Annotated in this window: 23 protein-coding genes and 2 pseudogenes; 15 read left to right on the forward strand and 10 right to left on the reverse strand. The window is 66.7% G+C overall.

What is annotated here, in order from left to right:
- Nucleotides 1-830 precede the first annotated feature (830 nt).
- From J7I98_RS02550 to J7I98_RS02585, 8 genes are all read left to right on the forward strand, one after another.
- Complete coding sequence (locus J7I98_RS02550) at nt 831-3,950, forward strand: toxin glutamine deamidase domain-containing protein (protein ID WP_214915779.1); 3,120 nt, start codon at nt 831-833, stop codon at nt 3,948-3,950.
- Nucleotides 3,931-4,782, forward strand: coding sequence for an immunity 49 family protein (locus tag J7I98_RS02555; RefSeq protein WP_214915783.1), 852 nt, complete (start codon nt 3,931-3,933; stop codon nt 4,780-4,782). Before J7I98_RS02550 ends, J7I98_RS02555 begins: the two co-directional genes overlap by 20 nt.
- 38 nt (nt 4,783-4,820) lie before the next feature.
- A complete protein-coding gene (locus J7I98_RS02560) occupies nt 4,821-5,147 on the forward strand; it encodes a hypothetical protein (RefSeq protein ID WP_214915786.1) in 327 nt (108 codons plus the stop codon).
- A gap of 64 nt (nt 5,148-5,211) precedes the next feature.
- Nucleotides 5,212-7,116, forward strand: coding sequence for an ATP-binding protein (locus J7I98_RS02565; protein ID WP_214915790.1), 1,905 nt, complete (start codon nt 5,212-5,214; stop codon nt 7,114-7,116).
- A gap of 92 nt (nt 7,117-7,208) precedes the next feature.
- The gene (locus J7I98_RS02570; RefSeq protein ID WP_214915793.1) at nt 7,209-7,757 is read left to right on the forward strand and encodes a hypothetical protein; all 549 of its coding nucleotides are present in this window, start codon (nt 7,209-7,211) and stop codon (nt 7,755-7,757) included.
- A 25-nt stretch (nt 7,758-7,782) separates the two neighbouring features.
- On the forward strand, nt 7,783-8,544 hold the full coding sequence (locus tag J7I98_RS02575) for a hypothetical protein (protein WP_251020049.1): 762 nt from the start codon (nt 7,783-7,785) through the stop codon (nt 8,542-8,544).
- 2 nt (nt 8,545-8,546) lie between these two features.
- The gene (locus J7I98_RS02580) at nt 8,547-9,749 is read left to right on the forward strand and encodes an immunity 49 family protein (RefSeq protein WP_214915807.1); all 1,203 of its coding nucleotides are present in this window, start codon (nt 8,547-8,549) and stop codon (nt 9,747-9,749) included.
- Nucleotides 9,750-10,649: 900 nt separating this feature from the next.
- Nucleotides 10,650-11,255, forward strand: coding sequence for an SUKH-4 family immunity protein (locus J7I98_RS02585; protein WP_308377658.1), 606 nt, complete (start codon nt 10,650-10,652; stop codon nt 11,253-11,255).
- A gap of 145 nt (nt 11,256-11,400) precedes the next feature.
- Here the strand turns inward: J7I98_RS02585 and J7I98_RS02590 are convergent, their stop codons facing one another.
- On the reverse strand, nt 11,401-11,820 hold the full coding sequence (locus tag J7I98_RS02590; protein ID WP_214915810.1) for a hypothetical protein: 420 nt from the start codon (nt 11,818-11,820) through the stop codon (nt 11,401-11,403).
- Nucleotides 11,821-12,048: 228 nt separating this feature from the next.
- Here J7I98_RS02590 and J7I98_RS02595 point away from each other — a divergent pair, with 228 nt between their 5' ends.
- Entirely contained in the window at nt 12,049-12,693 is a 645-nt protein-coding gene (locus tag J7I98_RS02595; protein WP_214915823.1) for a hypothetical protein, read from the forward strand.
- A gap of 176 nt (nt 12,694-12,869) precedes the next feature.
- Here J7I98_RS02595 and J7I98_RS02600 read toward each other — a convergent pair whose 3' ends face one another.
- The 3 genes and pseudogenes from J7I98_RS02600 to J7I98_RS40740 all read right to left on the reverse strand — a co-directional run bounded on the left by J7I98_RS02600 (nt 12,870) and on the right by J7I98_RS40740 (nt 14,335).
- Complete coding sequence (locus J7I98_RS02600; RefSeq protein ID WP_214915836.1) at nt 12,870-13,301, reverse strand: hypothetical protein; 432 nt, start codon at nt 13,299-13,301, stop codon at nt 12,870-12,872.
- Nucleotides 13,302-13,446: 145 nt separating this feature from the next.
- Nucleotides 13,447-13,914: a hypothetical protein gene (locus J7I98_RS02605; protein WP_214915838.1), complete on the reverse strand. Its 468-nt coding sequence runs from the start codon at nt 13,912-13,914 to the stop codon at nt 13,447-13,449.
- Between the two features lie 227 nt (nt 13,915-14,141).
- Nucleotides 14,142-14,335: pseudogene (locus J7I98_RS40740) on the reverse strand (hypothetical protein).
- A gap of 436 nt (nt 14,336-14,771) precedes the next feature.
- Between J7I98_RS40740 and J7I98_RS02610 the strand changes: the two are divergent.
- The 5 genes from J7I98_RS02610 (at nt 14,772) to J7I98_RS42830 (ending at nt 18,227) form a co-directional block, all read left to right on the forward strand.
- Complete coding sequence (locus J7I98_RS02610) at nt 14,772-15,125, forward strand: type VII secretion target (RefSeq protein WP_308377659.1); 354 nt, start codon at nt 14,772-14,774, stop codon at nt 15,123-15,125.
- Nucleotides 15,122-16,513 carry a DUF4407 domain-containing protein gene (locus J7I98_RS02615; protein ID WP_214915841.1) on the forward strand — a complete coding sequence of 464 codons (1,392 nt, stop codon included), beginning with the start codon at nt 15,122-15,124 and terminating at the stop codon, nt 16,511-16,513. Before J7I98_RS02610 ends, J7I98_RS02615 begins: the two co-directional genes overlap by 4 nt.
- 62 nt (nt 16,514-16,575) lie before the next feature.
- Nucleotides 16,576-17,040 carry a hypothetical protein gene (locus J7I98_RS02620; RefSeq protein WP_214915844.1) on the forward strand — a complete coding sequence of 155 codons (465 nt, stop codon included), beginning with the start codon at nt 16,576-16,578 and terminating at the stop codon, nt 17,038-17,040.
- On the forward strand, nt 17,040-17,714 hold the full coding sequence (locus J7I98_RS02625) for a hypothetical protein (protein ID WP_214915847.1): 675 nt from the start codon (nt 17,040-17,042) through the stop codon (nt 17,712-17,714). The genes J7I98_RS02620 and J7I98_RS02625 overlap by 1 nt, the downstream gene beginning before the upstream one ends.
- Before the next feature lie 156 nt (nt 17,715-17,870).
- Nucleotides 17,871-18,227 carry a transposase gene (locus tag J7I98_RS42830; RefSeq protein WP_374225060.1) on the forward strand — a complete coding sequence of 119 codons (357 nt, stop codon included), beginning with the start codon at nt 17,871-17,873 and terminating at the stop codon, nt 18,225-18,227.
- 115 nt (nt 18,228-18,342) lie between these two features.
- Here J7I98_RS42830 and J7I98_RS02635 read toward each other — a convergent pair whose 3' ends face one another.
- Nucleotides 18,343-18,528 (reverse strand): DUF397 domain-containing protein, encoded by a 186-nt coding sequence (locus tag J7I98_RS02635; RefSeq protein WP_214915853.1) that lies wholly within the window; start codon nt 18,526-18,528, stop codon nt 18,343-18,345.
- Between the two features lie 4 nt (nt 18,529-18,532).
- Nucleotides 18,533-19,337, reverse strand: a pseudogene (locus tag J7I98_RS02640) (helix-turn-helix domain-containing protein).
- A 309-nt stretch (nt 19,338-19,646) separates the two neighbouring features.
- On the opposite strand from J7I98_RS02640, the gene J7I98_RS02645 reads away from it, so the two are divergent.
- Nucleotides 19,647-20,057, forward strand: coding sequence for an ATP-binding protein (locus tag J7I98_RS02645; protein WP_214915858.1), 411 nt, complete (start codon nt 19,647-19,649; stop codon nt 20,055-20,057).
- Between the two features lie 282 nt (nt 20,058-20,339).
- Here the strand turns inward: J7I98_RS02645 and J7I98_RS42140 are convergent, their stop codons facing one another.
- The 4 genes from J7I98_RS42140 to J7I98_RS42145 all read right to left on the reverse strand — a co-directional run bounded on the left by J7I98_RS42140 (nt 20,340) and on the right by J7I98_RS42145 (nt 24,171).
- Nucleotides 20,340-20,462 (reverse strand): hypothetical protein, encoded by a 123-nt coding sequence (locus J7I98_RS42140; RefSeq protein ID WP_285437981.1) that lies wholly within the window; start codon nt 20,460-20,462, stop codon nt 20,340-20,342.
- Between the two features lie 296 nt (nt 20,463-20,758).
- Complete coding sequence (locus tag J7I98_RS02650) at nt 20,759-21,247, reverse strand: hypothetical protein (protein ID WP_214915861.1); 489 nt, start codon at nt 21,245-21,247, stop codon at nt 20,759-20,761.
- 29 nt (nt 21,248-21,276) lie between these two features.
- The gene (gene mycP, locus J7I98_RS02655) at nt 21,277-22,509 is read right to left on the reverse strand and encodes a type VII secretion-associated serine protease mycosin (RefSeq protein ID WP_251020050.1); all 1,233 of its coding nucleotides are present in this window, start codon (nt 22,507-22,509) and stop codon (nt 21,277-21,279) included.
- Between the two features lie 204 nt (nt 22,510-22,713).
- Complete coding sequence (locus tag J7I98_RS42145) at nt 22,714-24,171, reverse strand: hypothetical protein (protein ID WP_214915867.1); 1,458 nt, start codon at nt 24,169-24,171, stop codon at nt 22,714-22,716.
- Nucleotides 24,172-24,202: the final 31 nt, after the last annotated feature.

The following is a 24,202-nucleotide window of genomic DNA, read 5'->3' on the forward strand; positions in this document are numbered from 1 at the left end:
GCCTCGCCGCAAGCACCCCCACAGTCTCGAATTCCGCACCCCCACCCACCACGGCCGACACTTCCTCCACCGCCCCCCGGTCGGACGGCAACTCCCCCATGCCGACCTCACCCACCTCCCCCACAACAGCGGACGGTGCGGCAGGCGCCCGTACAAGCACAAACACCCCAGGCAACTCCCCCTCCGGCACCAGCCCCACAAGCCCAAACCCCACATCGGGCCCGCCCAGGACCCCCTCCACCACCACCCCGGGAACCCCCAACCCCACCGGAACCGGCCCCGCTTCCACACCGAACCCGACTCCTTCCACGCCCCCGCGCAGTACGCCGACACCATCGACGGACGGCCGCACTCCTGGAACAACGGACGGGCGGCCCTCGAACCAGCATGCTCCCGGGGCTACGCCGCCCGGACGCAGTCCGGGGCCCAACCAGAACAGCGCGGGCTCGCCCGGCGGACGGACCCCCAGCCCGAGCCCCAACACCCCTGGTACGCCGGACGGCCGTACCCCCACGAACCAGAACCCGAGTCCGACCAACCCGGACCCGAGGCAGTCGGCCCCACCCAGGAGCGCAGCTCCTACCGCCAACCCCTCGACGTCGGCACCGGCCCACGGCACACCCGACGCCAACTCAGCTGGTCGTACACCGGGCCGGGCATCAGCTCCGGCCGGCAACCCCACGCCCCAGTCGCAGCCGGGTTCAGGCAACGCCCCCGCCAAGCCTCACCAGCCGTCAGGCGGTACGCCCAACACCCCGCAGCAGCCGAGCAGCAGCGCAAACCCCGGCACGCCGTCGAACACCCCGAACCAGCAGCAACAGCCGACGCCGGTGCCCGTACCCGTGCACACGGTCACGCCGACGCCGAGCCCCGCACAACAGACGCCGAACGGGAACCCGTCCACCGGCCCCGCGGCCCCCGGCTCACCCCAGAGCAACCCAGGGAACGACGCGAAGAACGACAATCCCAAGACCGACAGCGTCGAAGACATCCGCAACGACATGGATCACGAGCCGGGCGGCCTCGGCGAGGTCCACCCCGACGACCAGGACCGGCTGGAGGATTCCTTCCCCCAGAACCCGGACGGCACCCCGCAGCGGTTCCCCGACCCCTTCGGGGCGTGGGTCGGTCTGCAGAATGACGGCGGCGACGAGGTCCCGGGCCGCAGCAACAACTGTGCGGACTGCTCACGTTCATTCATCGAGAGTTACCGCGGCAACCCACAGGTCTCCGCTCCGCGCACGCTCGACACCGACGAACACGGCGTGCTGGACACCAGGCGCCCCGAGGACGACGCGAACGCCAACCAGATCCGTTGGGCAGGCGCCCCGCACACCTATGCCGGTACCGGGAGCGACCCCGACACCGCCGCCCGTATCGAGCAGGACCTGCTGCAGGCGGGGCACGGCTCCACGGCCATCGTGCAGGTCGACTGGCCAAATGGCGGCGGTCACGCCTTCGCCGCCATCAACCACAACGGCACCGTCGTCTGGGTGGACTCCCAGGGCGGCGAGGTCAGCTATGACCCGCTGCACCTCGCCAACGCCGACCACGTTTGGCACATCCCCATGGACCCCGACGGGAATCCGCTGCATCCCGTGCAGAACACTGCGGATGACTCCGAGGGCCAGAACGACGAGTCGCAGAACCAGAACAACGACGCGTCCCAGCCTGAGAACTCCGAGAGCAGCGGGCAGCCGGAAAGCTCTGAGAGCAACCCGCAGAACGACACCTCGAGCGACATCCCGAAGCAGGGCGACGCCCCCGACACGGACACCAACTCCCCCGCGACGGATCCGGCAACCCCGGACGCATCGAACAACGGGGTCCCCGAGCAGTCGTCCACGGCCGACCCGAACCCGACGCCGGACCCGACGAACGACAAGCCCGAGAGCGAGACCGGCCAGCTCCAGGGCGAGAGCGACAAACCGTCCCAGCCGGACAGCATGCCGGACGGCCAGGAGCCGTCCCAGGACACCGCCGACAGCCCTAAGTCGTCTCCGGACAACGGCAACGCTGATGCGCAGCCACAGCAGTCGCCCTCCCCCGAGACTCCCTCGGAGCAGAACCACCCGACGCCGGCCGAGACACCGAGCAGCACCCCCGACCAGCAGTCACACCCCGACGATCCGACACGTCCCGACGAGCAAGGCCGGGCCCCCGACAAGGAGTCCCAGCAGCCGACCTCCACGACGGACAGCACGGCACCCCCGCGGACCACGCCGGACAGCCAGAGCGACCCCACGACCAACCGGGACACGCCTCACCAGACCACCACGCCCTCGGACCCGCGTACGTCCATTCCGCATCAGCAGACCGGGGACCCGAGCACCACCGACCCTCGCGCCGCGGACCCCCGCACGACGGATCCGCGTACGTCCGATCCCCGCACTTCGGACCCTCGTACGCCGGACCCGAATCGGGACACCCCCACGCAGCAGAAGCCGGAGACCGGCGAGTGGCCCGACGGCCGGGACCCGAACACCTCGCCGCGGCCGGACCAGACGCGTCCAGATCACCTGGATGACCCGCGGTCTGAGACTCCGGACAAGGACCCGTCGGAGACCCCGGACCAGACACGGCCCGACGACTCGAACCGGCCGCCGGCCGAGGACCACCGCGACCGGCCGAGCGACATGAACAAGGACTCCGCGGTGCCGACGCGCGAGAGCCTTCCCGACGGCAAGAACGCCGACGCGGCCAACTACGTCAAGGACTCCGTCAACGGGAAGAAGCCGCTGTACGGGGACATCGCGCCCGAGAACCCGGCAGAGAATTCCCGGCCGAACCCCGAGCGTCCCTCCGGTCCTGCGGAGCCCGCGGGCAGCAGCCCCGACAATCAAGCGAGCCGTCGGCAGCGTGATCTGGACATGCTCGCGCGTGCCAACGAGGGAATGCGCGCGCGCAACAATGACGAGCAATCGGCCGCCAGAACCTGGTTCGAGAAGTACTACCACCCGAACAGCGGCCGCCGGCAGAGCCAGACAAACCCCGCGGAGGACGGTCGCCCCGTACCTCAGCTGCATCCCACGAACGACCCCAACGCTCCGTGGATGCTGGCCAACGACGCACCGGACGCCGACCCCGAGTCATACATCGACGACGGTGCAGGTTCCGGCAAGCGGCACGAAGGGATCTCTCAGAAGAACCTGGAGCATCTCGATGAGGCGGCGCTGGCCCGCCAGGAGGCGATCGACGCTGACGATCAGCCGCACAAGGACCGGCAGGCGGCGAAGGAAGCCTACGAGAAGAACAAGACCGAGGAGAACGAGAAGAAGTTCGAGGAAGCAGACGCGAAGCACAGCCCACTGCACGGAGAAATGGGAAGAGCCAGCGAGGAGTACGGCGAGCAGGTCGCCGAGTTCCACGCCATGCCCCGGCACTTCCCGACCTACACACGGATCGACGACCGGGGCACCGGAAGAGACCGGTTCGACCAGATATGGATGGACCCGAACACCGACCCGCCCGAGTTTGTCGTCGTGGAGGCCAAGGGTTCACTGAAGACGGGGCTCGGCGACCGGCGCGGACTCCCCGAGCACGCCGGCCCCGATCCCTCCGCCGGACAGGACAACAGCCCGGGCCAGGATCAGGGCGACAGCGATCAGAACGACCAGAATGACGACAGCGGGCAGGACGCACCAACCCCGAGCGTCCCGAAGGTCAAGCAGGGCACCCGTGCATACTTTGAGACGATCCTGCATGTAATGGAGGAGCGCGCAGACCGGAACGAGGACAAGGCCAAGACTGACGCCGAGCGGGAGGCCGCCAAGGCGGAGCGGAAGCTGGCACGCGACCTCAGGAAGGCTCTGGAAGCGAACCCGCCCAGAGTCAAGTACATACTCGTCAAGGGAAATTCCTCCGGAGGCCAGCACCAGGGCTACGAGATGAAGCAGTTCGATACCAGAACGGAAGCCGAGAAGCAGAGCGATGCAGATTCCACGACATGAGTTCCCGACACGAAACCTCGTAGGTATTCTCGAGTCCCGGACCGAGTATTTCTGGGAGGACGTTGAAGAGCTGCGAACCCAACCCGGGTGGTTCGCGAAACTTCCGGCCGACGCCATCAATCTCTTCGCCCGGCGTTGCGTCTTGGACCCTGAATCCGACAAGCTCGAGACGTGGGAAGCCTGCGTCATCGCCATGCAGGTCAGCTCAGCTCTCTTCGCATCGGCTCAGGCCACGACCGACAGCATCGAGTGTCGCATCGGCGACGAGATGCGCACCGTCCGTGCCGGTACCTTGCAGTGGGCCCACGCCGGTAAATGGCTCAACGCGTTCTGGCTTGCCTGTATCTGCCGCGAGAAGAAGCGGTTGAACGAGCTGTGCCAATTCCCGGTCGCACGGCTGCGGGAAGCCGACGGAGTTTTCGACGAGTACATCTACAACTGGGTGGAAGCCCTGCAGGCCTACTGGCTCAAGCGCCCCGACTTCGGCGACAAGCTGGTGGCCGCGGTGGACGGAACCGACCCCGAGGTCCTGAGGCATGCGCCACGCGACGGCGTCCTCAAGATCATGTATCCCCCCATGAACCTCCTCACTCAGCTCGCGCGCGGCGACGAGGAGAAGTTCAACACCGAGCTGGCCAAGGCCCTGGAGTGGCACAAGAGTTACTGGACCCGCGACGAGGACCGCGCACTGACCGCCGAAGGCCTGATTGCTTTGGGCCCGCTGGGCGTCACCTGCCTTGCCGTTCAGGCCGGCTTCACCATCACCGTCGAGTCCGAGTACCTGCCCAAGCATCTCGTCGCCGGTGCGTGGATCAACGAATTCCCCACGTAAGCCCCGGCCGGACACCGCAACAACAGATAAGGGAACCCATGGCCCCGGACACCCCCGCCCCAGCACCGCAAGGCCCACCCACCACACCCGACCAAGCCCTGGCCATCGTCCGCAGCCGCTACGCCGAGCCCAAACTCCCCGACGGCACCCCCATCGAGCTTCGCGTCCAGGAGTTCGACATCGGATACCTCGTGTACACGGTCATCCCACGCCGCACCGACCCTACGCCCCCTTCAGAACCCGCCCCACCCGGCGGCGCCAACATCGTGGTGTCCAAGGTGACCGGCGAAACCGTCGCCGTCCCTAACCTGCCCCCCGAGCTGGCCATTGCGCGCTACCGCAAGAAGCGCGGACTCGGGGCCTGACTCACACCCCACGCAGAGCAACTTCCCATCGCCCGCCATCCCCGGCACCCGAGGACCCCTGCTCATGACCGCCCCACCCAACGGCTACGCACCCCATCCCCACATAGGCGGCCGCGCCACCGTGCTGCGCGCTCTCTCCGCCTGGCGGATGGAGTGGCCGGGTGCGCCGCGTGTCGTCGTCCTCACCGGAAGCCCCGGCAGCGGGCGCTCGCACCTGCTCACCGGCTTCCTCATGCTGTGCGACCCGGAGTTCCGCAGGCGGCTTCCGCTGGCCGATCTCGACCCGTCGACCGTGCCGCCAGGGCTTCCCGCTCCCGCGGTCCCGAGCGCTGCAGGGCTGACCGCGGCGCAATTCGGGTGGCTGCTCGCCGGTCATTACGGTCTGCAGGCCACGCGCATCGAGGACGTGTACGCCGAACTGGCCGCCCTCGACCGGCCCGTGACCGTCGTCGTGCCGGACGTCGACCGGGCAGGCCCGGTACGGGCCACGGGCGAGCCCGCCCGCCTCGTACAGGAAGCGCTCAGGCCACTCGCGGGCACGGAAACCGTCCGGCTTCTCGCTGACGTACCGCGTGAGCTCGCCGCAAGCCTGGTTGAAGGGTTGCCGCCCGGCACCGCGCAGATCATTGACCTCGACGATCCGCAGTGGGCCGACCCTCATAGTCTGGTGCTGCAGGCCGAGGCCCTGCTCAGCCCCGAATTCGGGGCGCCGGAGCTGCCCTTCACCACCGACGCTCCCACCCGGCGAGCCCTCGCCGAGGCGATCGGCCGTCGTGCCGGGACCAGCCCCCTCACCGTGCAGCTCGCGGTCCAGAGCATCCTGTCGAATCCGTCGGGCGTCGTACCCATCGACGAGAGTCAACTGCCCACGTCTCTGGGCGAGGTGCTCGACCTGCACGCACGCCGCCTCGGAGCCGACCCGCAGACGCTACGCCAACTGCTCGTGCCCTTGGCCCTCGCCGAGGGAGAGGGTCTACCGGCCGAGCTGTGGGTACGGCTCGTCAGCACTCTGGCGGGCAAGGACATGACCGAGGCGATCGCGGGCAGTGGAGCCTTGGCCCGCCCCTTCGTGCAGTCGCTTCGAACGGGGGCCAACGGCGAGCGCACACTGCTTCAGCTACTCCACCCCTCCATTGCCGACGAGATCCGCTCCGGCCTTCCCAACGCCCGCGCCACTCAGTCCCAGATCGCCATGGCGCTCCTGGAATCCGTGCCTGGGCAGGACTGGAGCAAAGCCGATCCCTACGTACGCGACTACATCGCCGGGCACACCTTGGAAGCGGGTCTGCTTCCCCAACTCCTCACTGACCCGGGCTTGTTCGTGTACGCCGCCCCGGTGCCGCTGCGCGCGGCGGTCGAGGCCGTCCCAGAGCAAGCACTCGGCGCTCCGGCGCGTACGTATCTGCGTATCGCCCCCTTGCTGACTCGCACGCAGGCGCCCACACTGGCCCGCGCCGCCCTGTTGGAGAGCGCGTTCGTCGAGGACCAGCTGCCGGATTTCGCAGCAGCGGTGCACCGGCTCGGCCTGGATCTGCCCTGGCAGACCCTGTGGAGCATCCGCCTCCGCGACATCAGCGAAGTCGCTATCGGCACGCTCCCACGCCCTGCAGAAACCCCCGCGCCCATCGCCGCCCTCTCGGTACCGACCGGCACTCCCGGCGCCTTCCCTGTGGCCGGGAACAGTGATTCCGCGCTGCTCATGCACAGCCTCGTACAGCCGGCGCTCTTCAACGAGCCAGGACCGGAACAACTGCTGCCGCTCTCCGAGCAGGACCGCGCAGCCGCCCCGCTCGCACTCCGCCGAGGCACGGACCAGCTGCGGGTGTGGGACCGGTCACGCGAGACAGTCGTGGCTGCCCTCATCTCGGACTCCCCCTTCACCGGCGCCGACCTGTCGCCCGACGGCATCCTGGTCGCAGCGACCGAGTTCGGGGCGAGGGCTCTGCGAATCCGGCAGCAGCAACGCTGACTGGCGCCACCGTGCCGGTCCCCCTTCACTGCGGTGCCCAGCTGCCCTGGCGGTGAGGAACCATCAACGATCTTCAAGGCGTTACGACAAGCATGGACGAAATCCCACCGCAGCCGTCGCAGAGCCGCCCTGCAGCACCCGACAACTGGGAAGAGCTGCTCGAGGACTGGGAGGACCTACACCAGGGCTACTACCTCGGTGACAAGGACGAGGCCGTACTCGACTGCGTGCGGCAGCTGGACGCGGACACCACCGGTGAGCAGGCCCTGTTCTGGACCTTGGGGCTGGCGCTTCTCTCCCCGTACGTCGTCTGGGGCCACCCAGGCCCCGGAGTCGAGGCCGCTGTGGTCGAGGCACTCGCGAAGGTCGAGCGTGCCCTCGGCGCGTACACATGCGAACGCGATCGGCACCCGCACGAAGACGGGCTCGAAGCCCAGCTGAAGCTTCTGCCCCGCGTTCTCACGGCCCTGAGCAACCCCGGCGAGGCGGAGCTGGACGATCTCGCGATGGCGAAGGCCGGGAGGTCGAAGCCCGCAGCCCCCGAGGGTCAGCGTGCCGAACTGCTGAGCCACTGGGCTTGCCCACGAAACGTCGCAGGGTTCGCCCGCGCGATCATGGCGCATGTAGGCCCCGCACACTGACCGCCTCCCACATCTGGGATCCGCCGTGCCCGACACCATCGACGCTCTCGTACGAGGCCTCTCCGACGACGAGAGGAGCGTTTCGAGCGCCGCGGAGGACGGCCGGGTCGCACTGCGCCTGCGGGAGATCCGGCGGCAAGGCCCGGCGAGTCTGCGCAGCAGGGCCTTGGAGGTCCTCGTAGACCTGGACGGCGAAGAGTTCCTGGACGAGGCCCGACCAACGTTCCGTGGAACGCCTTGTGCAGATCAAGCTCCTGGACGAACATCCGCTCTCGGGCTGCACGATCTCCGGCCTGTCACGACCGCCATGGGCGTGGGCGCCGCCACTGAAGCCACCAACTCCCTGGAGTTCCAGGATTCCCAGGGTGAGACACAGACGGCCTACCGGGTCTTCATCACCCCGGAGTTCGAGAGCTGGCGCTCGAGCACGCGGATCAGGGAAGCCGCCATAGACGAGGACGAGGCCGAGGAGTACGGCGAGGGCGTTCCCTGCGCGAGCTCGGCAGCCGACAACCTCTCGGTCGAACCCGGCCCCATGCTCTCGGCCCCTACCCACGAGCACGGCTGGCTCGCCACCACCCACCCCGACGTACCCAACTCACGCTTCAAGGGCGCCCTGCCCATCTGCCCCCCTGATGCTCACCGCACCAAATACAACGCTGCGCTGCGCGAGGGCGCAACGGGAACAAGGCGCACACTCGCCAATGCCGCGCGAGCCATGACACAAGGGCCTCGCCCCGTTGGCAAACGTTCATCGGCCCACTGTCAAGCCCCTCGCGAAGGATGAAAATGATCAAGATTCGACGTCATGAATTCCCCACGGGGGCATTGCCTCAGGTGCTGAAGGTGCTGGAGCGAAGGCTGAACGGAGAGCTGGAGGACCTCAAGGAGAACGCCGAGTGGTTCTCCATGGCTCTGAGCTCTGCGACCACTGCCCTTGACAGGCGCTGCTCGGGGGATCCCAAGGCCGACAAGCTGGAGACCTGGGTGGCCTGTGTCACCGCGATGCAGATCGGCCACGCCCTCTTCGTCTCGGCCCGCGCGACGTCACCTACCGTCACCTGCCAGGTCGGCCATGACGAGCACGTCTTCCGTTCCGGCGCCGGTCCCTGGGCCCACGCGGGCAACTGGCTCACGGCCTTCTGGCTGTCCTGCGTATGCCGTGACAGGCAGCGTACGGACGACCTGTGCCAGGTACCCGTCTCCCTGCTGCGCGAAGCGGGTGGCTTCGACGAGTACATCTACTCCTGGGCCGAAGCACTACAGGCGTACTGGCTCAAGCAGCCGGAACTCGGCGACAAACTGCTCGCTGCCGTGGACGGCACCGACCCTGAAGTACTCCGGCCCGCCTCGCGAAGCGCCGTACTGAACCTCATGTATCCGCCCATGAACCTCTTGACCCAGGTGGTGCGCGGAGACCAGGACAGGTTCACCACTGAGCTGGCCAAGACCGTCGAATGGCACAAGGACTACTGGACCCGCGACGAGGAGCTGGAGCGCGATTCCGACGGGCTCATCGCGCTGGGCCCCCTGGCCGTCGCCTGCCTGGCCCTGGACTCGGGTTTCACCGTGGAAGTCGAATCGGAGTACCTGCCCAAGTACCTGCTCGACGGTGGTTGGGTGGGCGAGTTCCCCACATCGTCAACGCGCTGCCCCAGCACAGTCCAACCGACGAACAGGACCCGTATGACCCCCGGCGCCCCACCCACCACGCCTGACGAGGCCATCGCCATCGTCCGCGCCCGCTACGCCCAGCCCAAGCTCCCGGACGGCACCCCCGCCGAACTCCGCGTCCACGAGTTCGACATCGGCTACCTGGTGTACGCCGCCTTCCCACCCCGCACCGACGCGGCGGGCCGCCCGGAGCCCGCCCCGCCCGGCGGAGCCAAGATCCTGGTGTCGAAGGAGACGGGCGAGACCGTCACCGTCCCCAACTACCCGCCCGAGCAGGCAATCGCGCTCTACCGCAAGAACCTCGAACACAACGCCTAGCCTTCGTCCGTATCCCCGGCACACACAAAGACGCACACCCATGACCGCTCCGACCACCGGCTATGCACCACATCCCCACATAGGCGGCCGCGCCACCGTGCTGCGTGCCCTCGCCGCCTGGTGGATGGAGTGGCCAGGAACGCCGCGCGTCATCGTCCTCACCGGGAGCCCGGGCAGCGGGCGTTCGCGCCTGCTCACCGGCTTCCTCATGCTGTGCGACCCGGAGTTCCGTAACCGGCTTCCGCTGGCCGACCTCGACCCGTCGACCGTGCCACCCGAGCTCCCCGCCCCCGCGGTCCCGAGCGCGGCAGGGCTGACCGCTGCACAGATCGGATGGCTGCTCGCAGACCATTACGGCCTGCAGGCCACGCGCATCGAGGACGTGTACGCCGAACTGGCCGCCCTCGACCGGACCGTGACCGTCGTCGTACCGGACGTCGACCAGGCAGGGCCGGTACGGACGACCGGCGAACCGGCCCGGGTCGTACAGGAAGTACTCAAGCCGCTCGCCACCACGGCCAACGTCCGGCTTCTGGCCTGCACCTCAGCCTGCTCCCCGGCGGCTACACCGCCTGGTCGCACTCGGAGGAGCCAGGTCGTTGACCGCCTGCTGCCTTTGATCCGCGACGGCAAACCGGCTCATCCGCGTGCCGAGTCCGCCTTCCAGCGCATGGCCCCAAGGACAATGCCACGCTTCCGAGAAATCCGACGCCGGGGTCCACAGCACGGCCGGCTCGCCACCACTCATCCCCAGATCCCGAACTCGCGCTTCGAGGGCGCCCTGCCCAAGGGAACGGGTGATCCTCTTCGCAGCGTGCCCGGCCGGGGGGCTGCGTCCCGTTGTCAGTGCTGTGCGGTTGACTGGTTTCATCGTCAGAGCGTGAGCCCCGGGGGGAACCAGTGCACAAGACCGAGCTGCTCGCCAAAGCAGAGGAGCCGACCGCCGAATGGCTCGAGTCCATTTTCGGCGTGGGATCGCTCTGGCGTCCCACGGAGACAGAGATTCCGGTTCGCCTTGAGGACAAGGAAGCCAGGAAGTTTCTGACCACGGTGGGCTTCCCGGCCGTGCGGATCGACTTCATAGATTTCACGTCGGCGGGCCTGCCCAAGGACGGACTGTGGGAAGAGGACCCCGACGAGCTGTTCGGCCGTAGATACCCCGACGATGACACTCCGCCGACGAGCTACTGCTACGGCTTCGGGACGTACGGCGGCGGATTCCACGTGCTGCTGAACGGCCCCACCGGAGATGTCGACGTCTACGACCCCAACGGCTGGGATCACGCAGCTGGTTACGCAGGCTGGGCGGTCTCCTCCCTGCCCAAGCTCGCGGGTGCACTGGGACTGCTCAAGGCCTACGAGGACCGGCTGGCAGGCCCGGAGCCGGCGGTAGCGGCGCAAGAGCTGCGCTTGCTCGTCGAACAGCTGGAAGCAGGCGGGGAGTCGGCCTTCTGGGAGCACGTCTTGGAGCAGTTGGAAGACGAGTACGGGCCCTGGGAGGACTAGGACGTCCCACGTGCAAAGGGGGGTCGGAAGCCGGACGAGCCGATGAAGCCCGTCCGGGCGCCCCACCGGTCCCGTCCCACCAGCCCTCTCTACCGGTCCCCGCACCGGCCGGTCGGTGAGGGGACGTGGCACACGGGCTGCGTGCTCAGTACAGAGAGAAGCCGCCGCTGTGCCGGCCCTTGCTCGTCTTGGGGGTCTGCGAGGGCTCTCCCTGGGAGCGTCCGGGCTCGGACCCGTCCGAGGACGGGTCGCTGTTCGCCGGTACCTCACCGTGCCGGATCTCGTCGCGCTCGTCGTCGGACAGCGACTCCCACTCGCTGCGCAGGGATGCCAGACCGCCGCCCAGGGCGCGTGACGCCGAAGGGTCGTCCATGGCGTCGCGCAGGGTGATTTGGCCGGACAGCATCTTCTTGGCCATGTCCTGCATTTCCTTGCTCGCGTTACCGTTGTCGGCCAGCTTGCGCAGCGCGGAGTTCACTGAGCGGACCTGCTCCGGTTCGAGCGCTTCGTCCCACACGCCGCGGTCGGAGGACGGTCCCTGGGGTTTCTGGGGTTGCTGGGCCATGTCGCTTCTCCTCACCTCTCGTCCCCTCAAGTATCTCTCGTCACCCGAAGTCGCTACGGATACGGTCGGTTGTTGACACATCCGGGACCCGGAGGCCGCTCGTTGGGCAGCCCATTCCGTCGCGGCGTAGCGCACCGAAGTGATAGGAAAGCCTTTCGAATAGCGCTTGAGCTAGCGCCCGAATGGCGCGCGCCTCCCCTCCACACGGAAAAGACAGACACAGTCGCCATGCCCCGCTCGCAGCCCGCAGGGATCGACCGCTGGCTCCGAGGCCTCGTCGGAAGCACCCTCGGCCGACTCGGGCGCGCGGGCGGTGTCGTGTTTCTCCTCGCGGGCCTCGCCTTGACCGGCGTAGGCGCGTACCAAGGGGCGTACGCAGCAGGGTGGGCCGGTACGCACGGCACCCTGACGGTCGAAAGCTGCGAGGTGACCTCCCCGCACAATGTCTCTCGGAGCAGCCGCAAGAACCGCAGCACCATCCGCTGCTGCGGCACTTTCGCGTCCGACGACGGCAAGGCCAAGGACATCAACGCCGCGCTGGAGGGCAAGCGCGGGTATCTCCAGGGCACAGAGGTCTCCGTTCAGCAGACGGACGCTCCGACGGCTGACGCCGACACAGACGCCGACTACGTCGTCGCAGGCCTGAACCGAGCCATGCACTGGTTCGCGGCCTTCTTCGCAGGCTGGGTCCTCACCGGCCTCGGCGTCTTCTGCGTCGCCACCGGCTACGCACCCTTCGGCAGCAGCCGGATCTCGTACGGCGCGGCATGGGACGCGGCGGGACGGAATGCGACGCGGCCGACCACGATCGGGATGATCGGCGTGGGCATCGTGGGGGCTGGACTGTCGTACTTGGTCAGTCTCTTCATTTGACGGGTTGTAACCCCTCGGCAGCAGCTCCACAGCACGGGTCTGGGACCGCATCTGGAGGTCAAATGGCGATGCTTGCAGTGGACTCGGCGGCATGCTGGCCGGGCTTGGGCGTCGGGTGTCATCTGGCCCGCTCCAAGCACTGGCGCTTCCGATACGTGCGTTTCACAACCTTGCGGTCACTGCCGATGCAGAGTCATCAGCCCGTGCCCGCCCGGCAGGGCGATGACGCCACCCCGGTCAGCGTTGCCCGCGAACCAGGCCCCGTGCTCGAACTCTCCCGACCAGCGCGTGCGCCGACGCCACGTACGAGCGGCCAGCACCGGCGTCCAGTCCGCGTCGTCACCCCCGTCACCGAGCCTGAGCTGCACGGCGGTACCCGCACCGGCTTTGGCGTCCGGCCTGCGGACCGCGGAGCAGTACCGCCAGGGGCCGGACTTCAGAACGCTCTCGACGGCGCGCAGCCAGCGCAATGCCTTGGCTGGCCCCGCCAGCAAAAAGGCAGCGGGTATCAGCAGAAAGGATGCGGTGCCCGAGACAAGCTGCGTCTCCTCTTCCTTGAACGCCTTCGCCACGATGAGCAGAGCAAGGAACACGGCGACCCTGATCAACAAACTGACGAGAGCCCTGCGTCGGGCATTCTCATACGCCTGCCGGGTGGCGGGATCGTCGAAGGCACACTTGGCCAAGGGGAGGGGGACAGAGAGACCGGACTTCACGCGGACAACTCCTCGTCATTTGATTCAGCAAACGAAATTATGGGCGAAGGCCCGCACTCAGAGTTCCGATACCGGCCCTCTTGGCCCGCGCCATGCGGTCCTTGTCGCGGGCGATCTCCCGGTACTCCTCAACGGGCGTCCGGCTGCCACGCTCAAGAGTCATGAGGTCCCTGCCCCCGGGCACCGCGATCACACCACCGAATTCAGGGTCACCGGCGAACCAGGCACCCTGCTCCATCGCCCCCGTCCAGCGCTTCCTCCGCAGAGGGTTGACCGCCCGCATGGTCTTGGACCAGTCGCTGTCCGCGTCAGCCTTGAGCTGCACAACGAGCGCCATCGTGTCCTTGACATCGTGGCAAGGACGTACGGAAGAGCGGTACTCCCAGGGATACTCGCGGAGCACCTTCCGGATCCTGCGCAGCCGGAGGACCGGCCCAAACGAGTACAGCACGAGGGCGAAGATGAGCGGAGCCGCGATCACGCACACGAAGCCCGCGATGCGCATCCACATAGGCTGCGCTCTGGGCCGATCCCCCAGCATCCCCATCACCACCAGGGTCGCCAACAGCAGAATCATGACCAGCGGCAGAACCACTACCGCGCGCAGTCGTGCTCGCCTCCAATTTCGCCTCGTCTGAGGTTGATCGAAGGCGCACTTATCCGGTGGGACCTGGACTGCGGGTGTCATCTGGCTGGCTCCTGCTTCGGGGTCCCGAGAGTGTAGGCCACCCGTCACCGCAGCAGATGATCGGCCTTACCGGCCTTGATGTCGCGGATCAGGGTGCGGAGGGCTTCGCAGGTTTCGGTGAGTAAATGGTCCTCCTGGTCGGCGATGGCGCTGCAGCTGTGCCGTGGCTGTCGGTTCCTATGCGGAAGTAGTCGTTGCCTCGGCTGCAGTACGGCTCTTCCCAGTTGATGTCCGTCACGGTGACCTCGCGAGAGAGCGATTGCGATGCTGTGGATGACGTCGTGCGAAGCTGTGGACCAACAGCACCGCATCCTCCATCAGGCCCAAGTGCGTGCGGTACGCCTCGTCGACATTGAGCATCCTGTGCACCACCAAGCCCGTGTCGAACTAGAGCTGCAGGTGCCGTACTGGGGAGAAGCGCCCGCCATGCGTTCCACGACGCGCATCCCAACACAGCCAGAGCCGCTGGGCTTTCGTCCTCCCGACGACGCCGGTGCGACAACGCTGCCACGAGTCGCCGGGCAAGGTGGCGCCGATCGCGTCGGGCGGACGCCTGTTCCTCGCCGGGCGTCGAGTACGTAACGAACGTTGTGGAGCGCCGGATGCTGCACTGTGAAGGTTTGGCGAACGGGCAGGCCCCCCTTGCCGACCCCATGTCACCTGCTGATTAACGTGTGACCAGGGTTGACGACTGCAAAATCCGAGACAACGGGGAGTACGGCGCGATGGGGGCAGGCTTCAAAGTCGAGATTACCGAGCTCGACGGGCTCGTCAGGGAACTCCACCGGAGCCAGGAGGAAATGCGCTCGGCGCTTAACGCGCTGCGCGACACCGGCCCGAAGACCACAGGCAGCAAGGAACTCGACAACGCCTGTGATGAGTTCCACGACAGCTGGGACGACGCGATCAAGAAGATCGCCGACGGTACGCAGACCATCGAGGACAAGCTCAAGCAGACCCGTGACGTCTACCGGGATGTCGACGCGGCCATCCGCGACGGCTTCGGCGGGAAAGGTGGCGGGAAGTGAGCGACAAGTACCCCTCCCTCGGCTTCGACCCGGCGCCGGGCGACGTTGGCAACGTGGGGACGCTCGCGGACCGTACCAAGAAGGCGGCGACCGCGCTCGACCATGCGCAGGACAGCATCAAACGCCTCACCGGGAACGTGAGTTGGGCCGGAGATGCCGCCTCCGCGTTCTCGAAGAAGGTCGGGGAGCTGCCGCGCTATCTGAAGGACAGCCACGAGGCAATGCAGACCGCGTCGTCGGAACTGTCGAAGTGGCGCGAGGGACTCACCCACTACCAGAGCGCGGCCCGTACGTACGAGGTTCGGGCCAAGGAAGCCAAAGGCAAGGTGGCTTCGGCGGAGAAGGCCAACGACGCCGCGGCCGGCCGCTACAACCAGGCCGCGGCCGACCCCGCGTTCCGACTGAGCGGCCAGGTCTTCACGGGCCCCGCGCTGCAAGATGCCCAGGCGAAGGTCGATGCGGCGAACGCGCGGCTGAAGCAGGCGGACGGTGACCTCTCGGGAGCCTCCGCGCAGTTGGAGCAGGCGCAGCGCGAGCTCGAGGAGATCATCAAACGGGCTGAGCAGCTGCTGGAGGACCACCAGGCCGAGGCCCGCGGGATCGCGGGGCACATACGCAAGGCAACTGACGGCGCCCCCGATCCGGGGTTCTGGGAGCGGCTCGGCGACAAGTTCAAAGAGATCGGGCACTCGATCCAGGAATGGTGCGCCCGGCACAAGGACCTGCTGAACAAGATCGGCGACTGGCTGAGCAACATCTCCGCCGTGCTCGGCATTCTGGCGCTGCTGACTCTGTGGTGTCCCCCGTTGTCCGGCGCACTCGCGTTGGCGAGTGCGGGGTTCTCGGCGGGCGCGCTGCTCTCGCACGGTGCGGCGAAGCTCGGCGGGGCTGACGTCAGCCTGATGACCCTCGCCGGCGACGCGATCGGCATCCTTCCTGGAGCTGGGTTCGCGAAAGTCGCGATCTCGGGTTCGGTGAAGGTCGCGGTACGTGCGGAAAGGGTCGGTGATGCGGTGGTTTCAAACATCGACGACCTGCAAAAGATCAGCCGGTTGGATCGTGCCGCCTCGGCAGGCATCGCCGAAGCGCGCGATCTCGCCGACAACGTCGGTGGCCGCGTCTACGACGCAGCAGGTGGCGTCGGAAACCGGCTGAAGCTCGCCTGGGAGAATTCAGTCGCTCACAATCTCGGCGCCCCGCTCACTGAAGGCAAGCTCAACGACATCATCGCCAACACCCCAGTACTCAAGGACCTCGACTCCCTGAAGGCAGCCATCCGTCCCGACGGCAGCCTGGACCCGATGTCCTGGTGGTCGAAGGGGCCTCAGCTTGCCCAGTCCTTGCCGGGCACAGTCAGCGGGATCTACGACAGTGTGACGGGAGAGTAGGCATGGTTTCCGCGCCCCACCCACATTCGCTCGACGACCCGGTTCTGCCCCACCCTTCGAGGTTGGGGCTCCTCCTGTGGTTCGTCGTGCAATGGGTCCTGATTCCCCTGGACTTCGTCGTCCGGGCTGTCTGGCTTGTCATGGTCGCCCTCGGAAACGGCGACCCCGACCTGATCGGGCGGTTGCGGAACGCAACTGCGCGATTCCTGTCCCCGAGCAAGCTCTGGGTCCGTATGTCCCGGAACCCCGCCCGGCAAGAGGCCTACTTGGACGAGCAGTTCGCCCGCCTGGCCCCGGAGCTCGTGCAGCAGCGTTTCAGCTGGCGCACAGGATTCTACCACCGTGTGGACACCCTGGGAGCTGACCGCGACCACCTGAGTGGTGTCGTCCTGCATCCCCGGGAGTACCGAGGGGTTCCGTCCAGCACCGTAATCCGTATCGCGCACAGGCATCACCTCACCGTCGGGTTGGCGTGGTCAACGGGACTCACCGACGGCCTGATCCTCGGCCCGGAGGAGAGGTCGTAATGCAGTCCACGCCCGAGCTTTACCTGGACATACCCGGGGGATTTCATTCCCTGGGCCTCGACCTCGACGGCGAAGAACGCCTCGAACAGCTCTGGTCCGTCGCCGAGGAGATCTGGCCGGCCGGAACCGACTTCCAACGCGAAGTCGCCTTCCACTCCTACCGCGAAATGGCCGACCACGCCCTCACAGAGAATTCCTTCTACGCGGGCTTCTGCCTGGACGAGGCACCGGACGGCCGCGTCACCACCGCCTCGCTGCTGGCCCGCCTCGACCCTCTGGACGAGGCCGATGCCGAGTTGTCCGCGCGCGGCCTTTTCGAGGCGCTCTCCGCGAACGAGAACAACACGGTCGAGGACATCCGCGTTCCAGCAGGACCGGGCGTGCTCGTGCTGTGCGGGCTGAGATGGCAGGCGGAGCCGGACGACGACACTGCGCCGTCCCTGCCCCTCGCGCGGGCCGATGTCTACCTCCCCCTCCCTCGCATGCGTCGGCTCCTCGTCATGAGCCTGACCACTCCGTCGCTGCCGGATCTACCCTTCTACGTCTCGCTGTTGTCGAAGTCGGCCCACGACCTCACGGTCTCCAGCGACGCAGAGCCGCCTCCCTCCGGCCCTGTGAACGGCGGTGAGAGGAGAGCCAGCATCTCCGATCAGGTCAGGGCTGACTTCGGTTAGTGGGCAGGTGCGCGACGCCCATACGGCGAACATGACGACGCCAGTGCCTCAGCGTCCAGTAGACGGTTCGCGCCGTGAGGGGGCTTTGACCCCGAATCTTGGACACCCCGAGGTACTTGGCTCTTGAAAGTCCAGGAGTACGGATGTCCCGTGATCATGAAGCACTGTCCGCCCAAGTTCAAGGCGGATGCGGTCGCGCTGTACGAGTCGCGGGCGGGAGCGGCGATCAAGTCGGTCGCCGCTGATCTGGGCGTCAACCCGGAGACGCTGCGGAACTGGATCCGGGCGGCCGGAGTGGGTAGCTGGCCGACGAAGGCCGAACCGACGCCGGTGCCCTTTCCGGCAATTCCCTTGGCGGCGCCAACCACGCCGCCACGGGACTTCGCGAGGGCTCCACGGCCACCGGTGCCAGCGCCACCTCGACCGGCGGCGCCTGCACCAGCCCCACCGCCCGACCCGCACGGACCCCACGGCCGCCAGGCACGCCAATGCCGCTGCGTGCGGCACGGCTGAGACCGGGGGCACGTCCCGGGAGAGCGATGCTGCCACCCGGCACGCCACCTTGAGCTTCACGCCTTGCAGCTGCGCTTCAGCACCGGTTCGACGGCACGGGCCTCGGGCAGGCTCGTCAACTGAAGATTCCGTGCGCCTGAAATGCGAATGCCTGCCACGCAGCCGGGCCGAAGCGGAGTATCTCGCCATCCGGGTCCTTGGAGTCCCGTACCGCGATGGTGCCGGGGATGTTCATAGCGACCTCGACGCACTCCCCACTGCCCGTGCTGTAGGTCGACTTCACGAATTTGAACTGGTCCATCAGGCTAGAGCTCCTCGATCACACGCCGGATGAGCGATCGCGAGTCTGCCTGGGCCAATGAATTCCGCGCGATGCGGTCGAAAATGGCCGTGTGGCGAGCCGCGTCCTGCTCACTCTCCAGCCACAGGCTAGACGAGGGTGTGTCCAGGTAGACGACGTCCAGTGCCTCGAGTTCGGCAAACGAGATGATGTTGAAGGCTCCCTCCAGTGCCGGCGTGGGCACCGGCCTGGAAGGGGAGGACCTGGATCTTCACGTTCGGCCGCTCCGTCAGCTTCAGCAGGTGATCGAGCTGGCCACACATGACGTCTCGGCCGCCGACGTGTTGCCGCAGCGCGCCTTCACCTATCACTGCCCAGAGCTGGAGAGGGGGCGTGTCATTGATGCGGTCCTGGCGGGCGATGCGTGCTTCCACGAACCGTTCGACCTCGTCCGGGTCCTCCCAGACGCCACACCCAACCGCCAACGCGCGTGCGTAGTCGGGTGTTTGGAGCAGTCCGGGAACGACGGTGACCTGATGGGTACGCACTCGTGCCGCAACATCTTCCAGTGCGACGTACTCGACCTGAGCGCCCAGCACTGGGTACTGATTCCACCAGCCCTTGGCCTTTCTGCGTTCCCGGTCCGCCTTCGCCAGACCCAGGAGACGGGCAATAGCCTGGGCGTCACCCACGCCGTACAGATGGCACAGCGCCCGAATGTCCGGATCGCGGACGGGGACCAGGCCCCGCTCAAGCTTGGTGACCTTCGCTACTGATGCTGTGAGGGCCTGCGCCGCCTGTGGCTGCTTCATGCCGCACGCCTCGCGCATGCGCAGCAGTTCACCGCCCAGCCTGCGGGCGAGGACGGTGGAGACCGAGACGCCTCGATCAGCCTGACTGCGTGTCACTGGTGCATCGCCTCCACGTGGGTTGCCTCAGTGTGCAACCGATCTCCGGCCAGGAACAAGTGACCTTGAGTCAATATTTCTGCATAACGAAGTTGATGGCATCGCACTAGTAACCGTCGATACTCAACCGCTCGCACAGCGGCGCCGACTGACGGAAGTGCACCGCTCCGCCCTGCGCGGGCGCGGCATGCCACCGTTTCGCGGCCCGCTCGCACAAGGAGGTGCGTGTGCATGGAGGCATCGGCGAACGCCCGCTACGACGTGATCACCTACCGACCCCGGCTGGAGTCCGTCCCCGCCGCCCGCAGACGAATCGCGTGGCTGGCCGGCGAATGGGGACATCCTGAAGTCGCTGGGGACGCGGCCCTCGTCACCAGCGAGCTGGTGACGAACGCCCTGCTCCACGGCTGCCTCAGGGATCGGCTCTTCCGAGTGGAGGCAGTCCTCGCCAAATCGGTCTTACGGATCTCCGTCACCGATCCCAAGGGGGAGCGCAGACCGGCTCTCCGCTCTGCCGAGTGCGAGGACCAGTTCGGGCGTGGGCTCGTCATCGTCCATGCGCTCGCCGCGCGTTGGGACGTGGAAGCGCTCACGGTTGGGAAAACCGTTTGGGCGGAGCTGGAGCTGAAGGGGTGCGGATAGGACGGAACCGCAACGGTGCCGGGCTGTGGAGCCCGGCACCGTTGTCATGACGTGGCGGCTATAGGCCGTACATCGTCCTCGGTTCCTTCTCGATGCTTAGTGATCCCGGCCTGCTCCGCTTGCACGATGCCTGTGGCATCGGCCTGTTCGCGCTCCTGCGTGAACTTCTGCCAGTCCGAGGGCTGCATGAACAGCATGTCGTTCGTTCCGGGCACAAATCATGACTCCACCGAAGGCTAGATCGCCAGCGACCCACGCGCCGCGGCCCTCAGCACCCTTGAGTCAGCGGCGGACTGTTGACGCGTTGAGAGCCCGCATCTGGGGTGCTCCGTGCTGACCGCGAGTGGAGAGCTTGATGGTGAATACATTGCCGATCAGCGACCACTGCTCGCGCTTCTTGTCCACACGCGTGCGGTAATCGAGGGGGTAGGTCCGCAACACTCTCTCGCACACGGCGAGACGCCTGCCATTCCCGGTCCGGATGAACAGAAAGAGAAGGACGAAGAGCCCCTGGACGATAGGAAGGGCCGTGAGGATGAGTTCGGGCCCCCAACGCGTGCGTCACGAACGGCACGACGAGCAAGGCCACACCGAGGGCGATGCGGCCACTGACGTGCTTGGCCAAAACGCACTTGGTGTGCTTCAGCACCTGATCGATGTCAGAGGCCTCGGGTGGGTTCGCCACCTGGAGTTCTCCGTTCTCATCCGAAGTCGTTCCGCACCGCCGCAGCCGCAGAACCCGGCTCTGGCTCCCCAGCGTTGGCATCGCCAGTCGTTCCCGGAAGCGAAGGATCGGTGAACGTCAGAGTGTGAGCGACGCCAAGCAGAATGTCCCGGCAGTCACCAGCGAGTTCGACAGCGGGTGTCACCATCTGGATCACGATTAGGTCGGCATTGTTGGCGCCGGTCGCCGCCACCGTACCTTGCCAAACAGCCTCCATGGCTGGGCCGCTGCCCTCGGGCGTTCGGCCCGGCGCGGCCATGTTCCGCTTCTCCTCGACGAGGAAGCCAAGACCACACGGCAGCTCGAGCGGGCGTATGCCCTCGTCCGGGGAGTCGGCAGCAGTTCCCGCCATGCCAGCGATGAGCAGCTTCGCACCGCCGCCGGAGGCCGGGATCGTCGAGAACGTGAGCACCGAGAAGGTGACCCCGTCCGCGTGCTGAGCTTCGTGGCTGACCGCACATTCCACCGCGAGGTCGGATCAGGCGACTCTTCGAGTTACTGGCCTTGGTGTGGAGGCTGTTGGCCGTAAGGGTTGGGGTTCCGGACCTGTCCCGGTTCCGCGGCGGGATACGGCTGCTGGGCCGTCGGGTACGGCGGTTGGTTCGGGTAGCCCATGCCCTGGGGGAAACTTCCGCCGTTGGGGCCACCGGGGCCGGGGCCGCCGTTGCCACGGTTTCCGCGGCTGCGAAGTACGGCGAAGATGATGCCGCCGATGACTACGACTGCTGCGACGCCGCCGATGACGAGGGGCAGGCTGACCGATGAGGACTTCTTCTTAGCCCGGGTTGAGCTGTCATCGCTGCCTGCGGAAGCGCTGCCGGCCTTCGATGAGGTGTCCGACGGCAACTGCAACTTGCCCAGGGGGCCTGCCTTCGGGCCCTTGGGCATGTCCATCGTGACAGCCTGGTAGGGGCGGATAATCCCGTAGCCGTATTCCTCGTCGGGCGCCTTCAGACCCTTATTGCCGAGGAAAGAAGCCGACTTAACGAGGCGGTTGATTACCTGGCCTGCGGTGAGATCGGGGTACTTTGCGCGAACCAACGCGGCGGTGGCGGACACAAAGGCGGTTGAATTCGATGTGCCGCTACTCATGCTGTATCCATTCGACCGCGAGGGATCCGCGGAGACGATTTTCTCTCCAGGAGCCGCAAGCACTACCTCCTTCCCGGTATTAGATTTCTCCCAGCGAATGGCATCTTCGTTGACAGCACCCACAGCAACGACTCCGGGCAGCGCCGCTGGATAGCCAACATCCCCCATGTTATTTCCCGTGCCTGCTACGACAACCACATCGTGTGCCTGCGCATAGGCAATTGCTTCGCGCCCGACGCTCAGAGTCTTGCCATACTCATTGGCAAAGGACAGGTTAATGACCTTCGCACCCTGGTCCACTGCGTATCGAACTGCAGCAGCCCATTTCTCATCCGGGTTCTTGTCGTTTTCATCCTGAAGCGTACGCAGCGGCAAGATTTTCGCCTTCGGCGCGAGCCCCGTCACTCCGGATGCGTTCGCCGCACCGTGACCGTGTCCAGCGATAAGACTCGCCATACCGGTTCCATGCCCTTGCTTGTCCTCTTGGGCATTGCCGCCACCGGTGAAGTCTTTCCCCTCAAGGACCTGACCAGTCAGGTCAGGGTGGCTGGCATCCACGCCAGTATCAACGACAGCAACAGTCACACCCTCACCCTGGGACTCGGCCCAGGTGTCTTTCATGGCGAATACATCCAAGACCCACTGCTCGTCTCTGATGTAGTCGGCTGAGGCAGTCGGGGCTGAAGTGAGGAGCAAGGCTCCTGTCAACGCCACGACTCCCGCCGTGGACCAGACTCGTTTGGCACCCAATTCCTTGCTCCTCACTCAACTACGACTGGTTACGCCAGTCTTCATACACGCGAGCCGCACGGACGTTCCGTGCGGCTCGCTCTTGTGTGACTACTCGATGTTGCGCGGCACGTTCCGGTTGCGGTCCTCTTCCGAGATCCAGGTCTCTTCGTCTTCGACAAGGTAGTCGGGACGGTCGCCCCGCTCATTCTCGTCTCCCTGGCGACGTCCGTTGCGGCCGCCCATGCCTCCAGCCATGCCACCCGGCATGCCGCCGCGCTGAGTTCCGCCACGGCTACCGTGCAGGCCCGCACCGCCGCCGGCGCCCTTGCCGGCAATGCCCTTGGCCGCGCCGACTACGCCGCCGCGAGCCTTAGCGAGGGCCCCGCGGCCACCGGCACCAGCGCCTCCACGGCCAGCCGCGCCAGCTCCCGCGCCACCGCCCATGCCGCCCATGCCGGGTCGGCCTCCGCCGCGGCCAGTACCTCCGGCGCCACTCGGGACGCCGACTCGACCGCCACGGCCATTAACGGGGCTGATCCCGCCGCGACCACCGGCCGGACGGATACCACCTTGCGTGCCGCCCGGGGCTACGAGGCCAGGGCCTGTGTTGCCACCACCTCCACCGCCACCGCCACCGCCGGGACCCGGGCCAAGGCCAGGTCCAGTCAGGCCGGGCTTGATGCTGTCCACGTTCGTGCCCGTCGAGGGCGGGAGCGGGAGCGGTGCGCCTCCCGTGATGCCCTTGGGACGGGGAACCTGCGGGGCCGCACCAATACCCTTGGGCGGACCAGCGCTCCACGGCTTATTGGCTGAGCCTGCGCCGCCCGGCCTGGATGCACCACCAACACCGCCCGGGGTGACAGGCGGCGGGTACTCCACATCCCGGTTGGGTTCCTTGATGTTGCCGTCGGGGTCCTTAATGATGCGGTTTCTTTCCAAGTTCCCAGTGACCCGCATGTATTGAGCCCCAAGGCTCTCCATGACCGCAACACCGTTGAGGTGCGCTTCTCGGCTCGCACCGATCTTGCCCTCATTGATTTCCGCCACCTGCTTGGCGGTCAACTTTTGGTCGCCGAGGTCCTTGGCCGTCGACTCGCCCTCATCCCACTTCCAGTCGCTGAGAGCGTCACCGACCTTTGCCCAGCCACTGGGTTCCTTGATGTCGTCCAGTTGCGGCTTGTAGTTCCGCAACTGCCTGGCCGCGTCAGCCATCTGGGTGCTGTTGAGATCGGCATGCCAAGCCGCGTTTCTGATGCTCTGTGCGATGCCACGAGCCGTCTTCTCGAATGCCCTGGCGGCTTCGCCTTCCCAGTGCTCCAGTACATTGTTGACCGCCTTGTCGAGCAGGCCGGCGATCCCCTCTCCGTCCTTGCCGCCGACGAGGATCTCATTGACCTTGCCCCAGTGGCGGCCGGTCTCCTCAATTGGCTCCGGCTTGACGCCGTCAAGCATCTGCTTGAGCTCTTTGAGCGAGTAATCAATGAATTGAGTCTTGGTCTGAGGTCGTCCCGCAATGCAGGTCTCACCCTCAAGTACTGGCTTGGGCTGCTCTTTGTCACCGGCCATTTTGAACCCTTCCCCTCAGTAGGTGATTCTC

The sequence above is a fragment of the Streptomyces sp. ISL-98 genome (genome assembly GCF_018614055.1).
In the GTDB taxonomy this organism is placed as follows: Bacteria; Actinomycetota; Actinomycetes; order Streptomycetales; family Streptomycetaceae; genus Streptomyces; species Streptomyces spiramyceticus.

What these genes read in the sequence shown, in the direction of transcription:
- J7I98_RS02555 (WP_214915783.1), top strand. Translation starts at nt 3,931, where the DNA reads ATGCAGATTCCACGACATGAGTTCCCGACACGAAACCTCGTAGGTATT.
- J7I98_RS02560 (WP_214915786.1), top strand. Translation starts at nt 4,821, where the DNA reads ATGGCCCCGGACACCCCCGCCCCAGCACCGCAAGGCCCACCCACCACA.
- J7I98_RS02565 (WP_214915790.1), top strand. Translation starts at nt 5,212, where the DNA reads ATGACCGCCCCACCCAACGGCTACGCACCCCATCCCCACATAGGCGGC.
- J7I98_RS02570 (WP_214915793.1), top strand. Translation starts at nt 7,209, where the DNA reads ATGGACGAAATCCCACCGCAGCCGTCGCAGAGCCGCCCTGCAGCACCC.
- J7I98_RS02580 (WP_214915807.1), top strand. Translation starts at nt 8,547, where the DNA reads ATGATCAAGATTCGACGTCATGAATTCCCCACGGGGGCATTGCCTCAG.
- J7I98_RS02590 (WP_214915810.1), bottom strand. Translation starts at nt 11,820, where the DNA reads ATGGCCCAGCAACCCCAGAAACCCCAGGGACCGTCCTCCGACCGCGGC.
- J7I98_RS02595 (WP_214915823.1), top strand. Translation starts at nt 12,049, where the DNA reads ATGCCCCGCTCGCAGCCCGCAGGGATCGACCGCTGGCTCCGAGGCCTC.
- J7I98_RS02605 (WP_214915838.1), bottom strand. Translation starts at nt 13,914, where the DNA reads ATGCGCATCGCGGGCTTCGTGTGCGTGATCGCGGCTCCGCTCATCTTC.
- J7I98_RS02625 (WP_214915847.1), top strand. Translation starts at nt 17,040, where the DNA reads ATGCAGTCCACGCCCGAGCTTTACCTGGACATACCCGGGGGATTTCAT.
- J7I98_RS42830 (WP_374225060.1), top strand. Translation starts at nt 17,871, where the DNA reads ATGAAGCACTGTCCGCCCAAGTTCAAGGCGGATGCGGTCGCGCTGTAC.
- J7I98_RS02635 (WP_214915853.1), bottom strand. Translation starts at nt 18,528, where the DNA reads ATGGACCAGTTCAAATTCGTGAAGTCGACCTACAGCACGGGCAGTGGG.
- J7I98_RS02645 (WP_214915858.1), top strand. Translation starts at nt 19,647, where the DNA reads ATGGAGGCATCGGCGAACGCCCGCTACGACGTGATCACCTACCGACCC.
- J7I98_RS42145 (WP_214915867.1), bottom strand. Translation starts at nt 24,171, where the DNA reads ATGGCCGGTGACAAAGAGCAGCCCAAGCCAGTACTTGAGGGTGAGACC.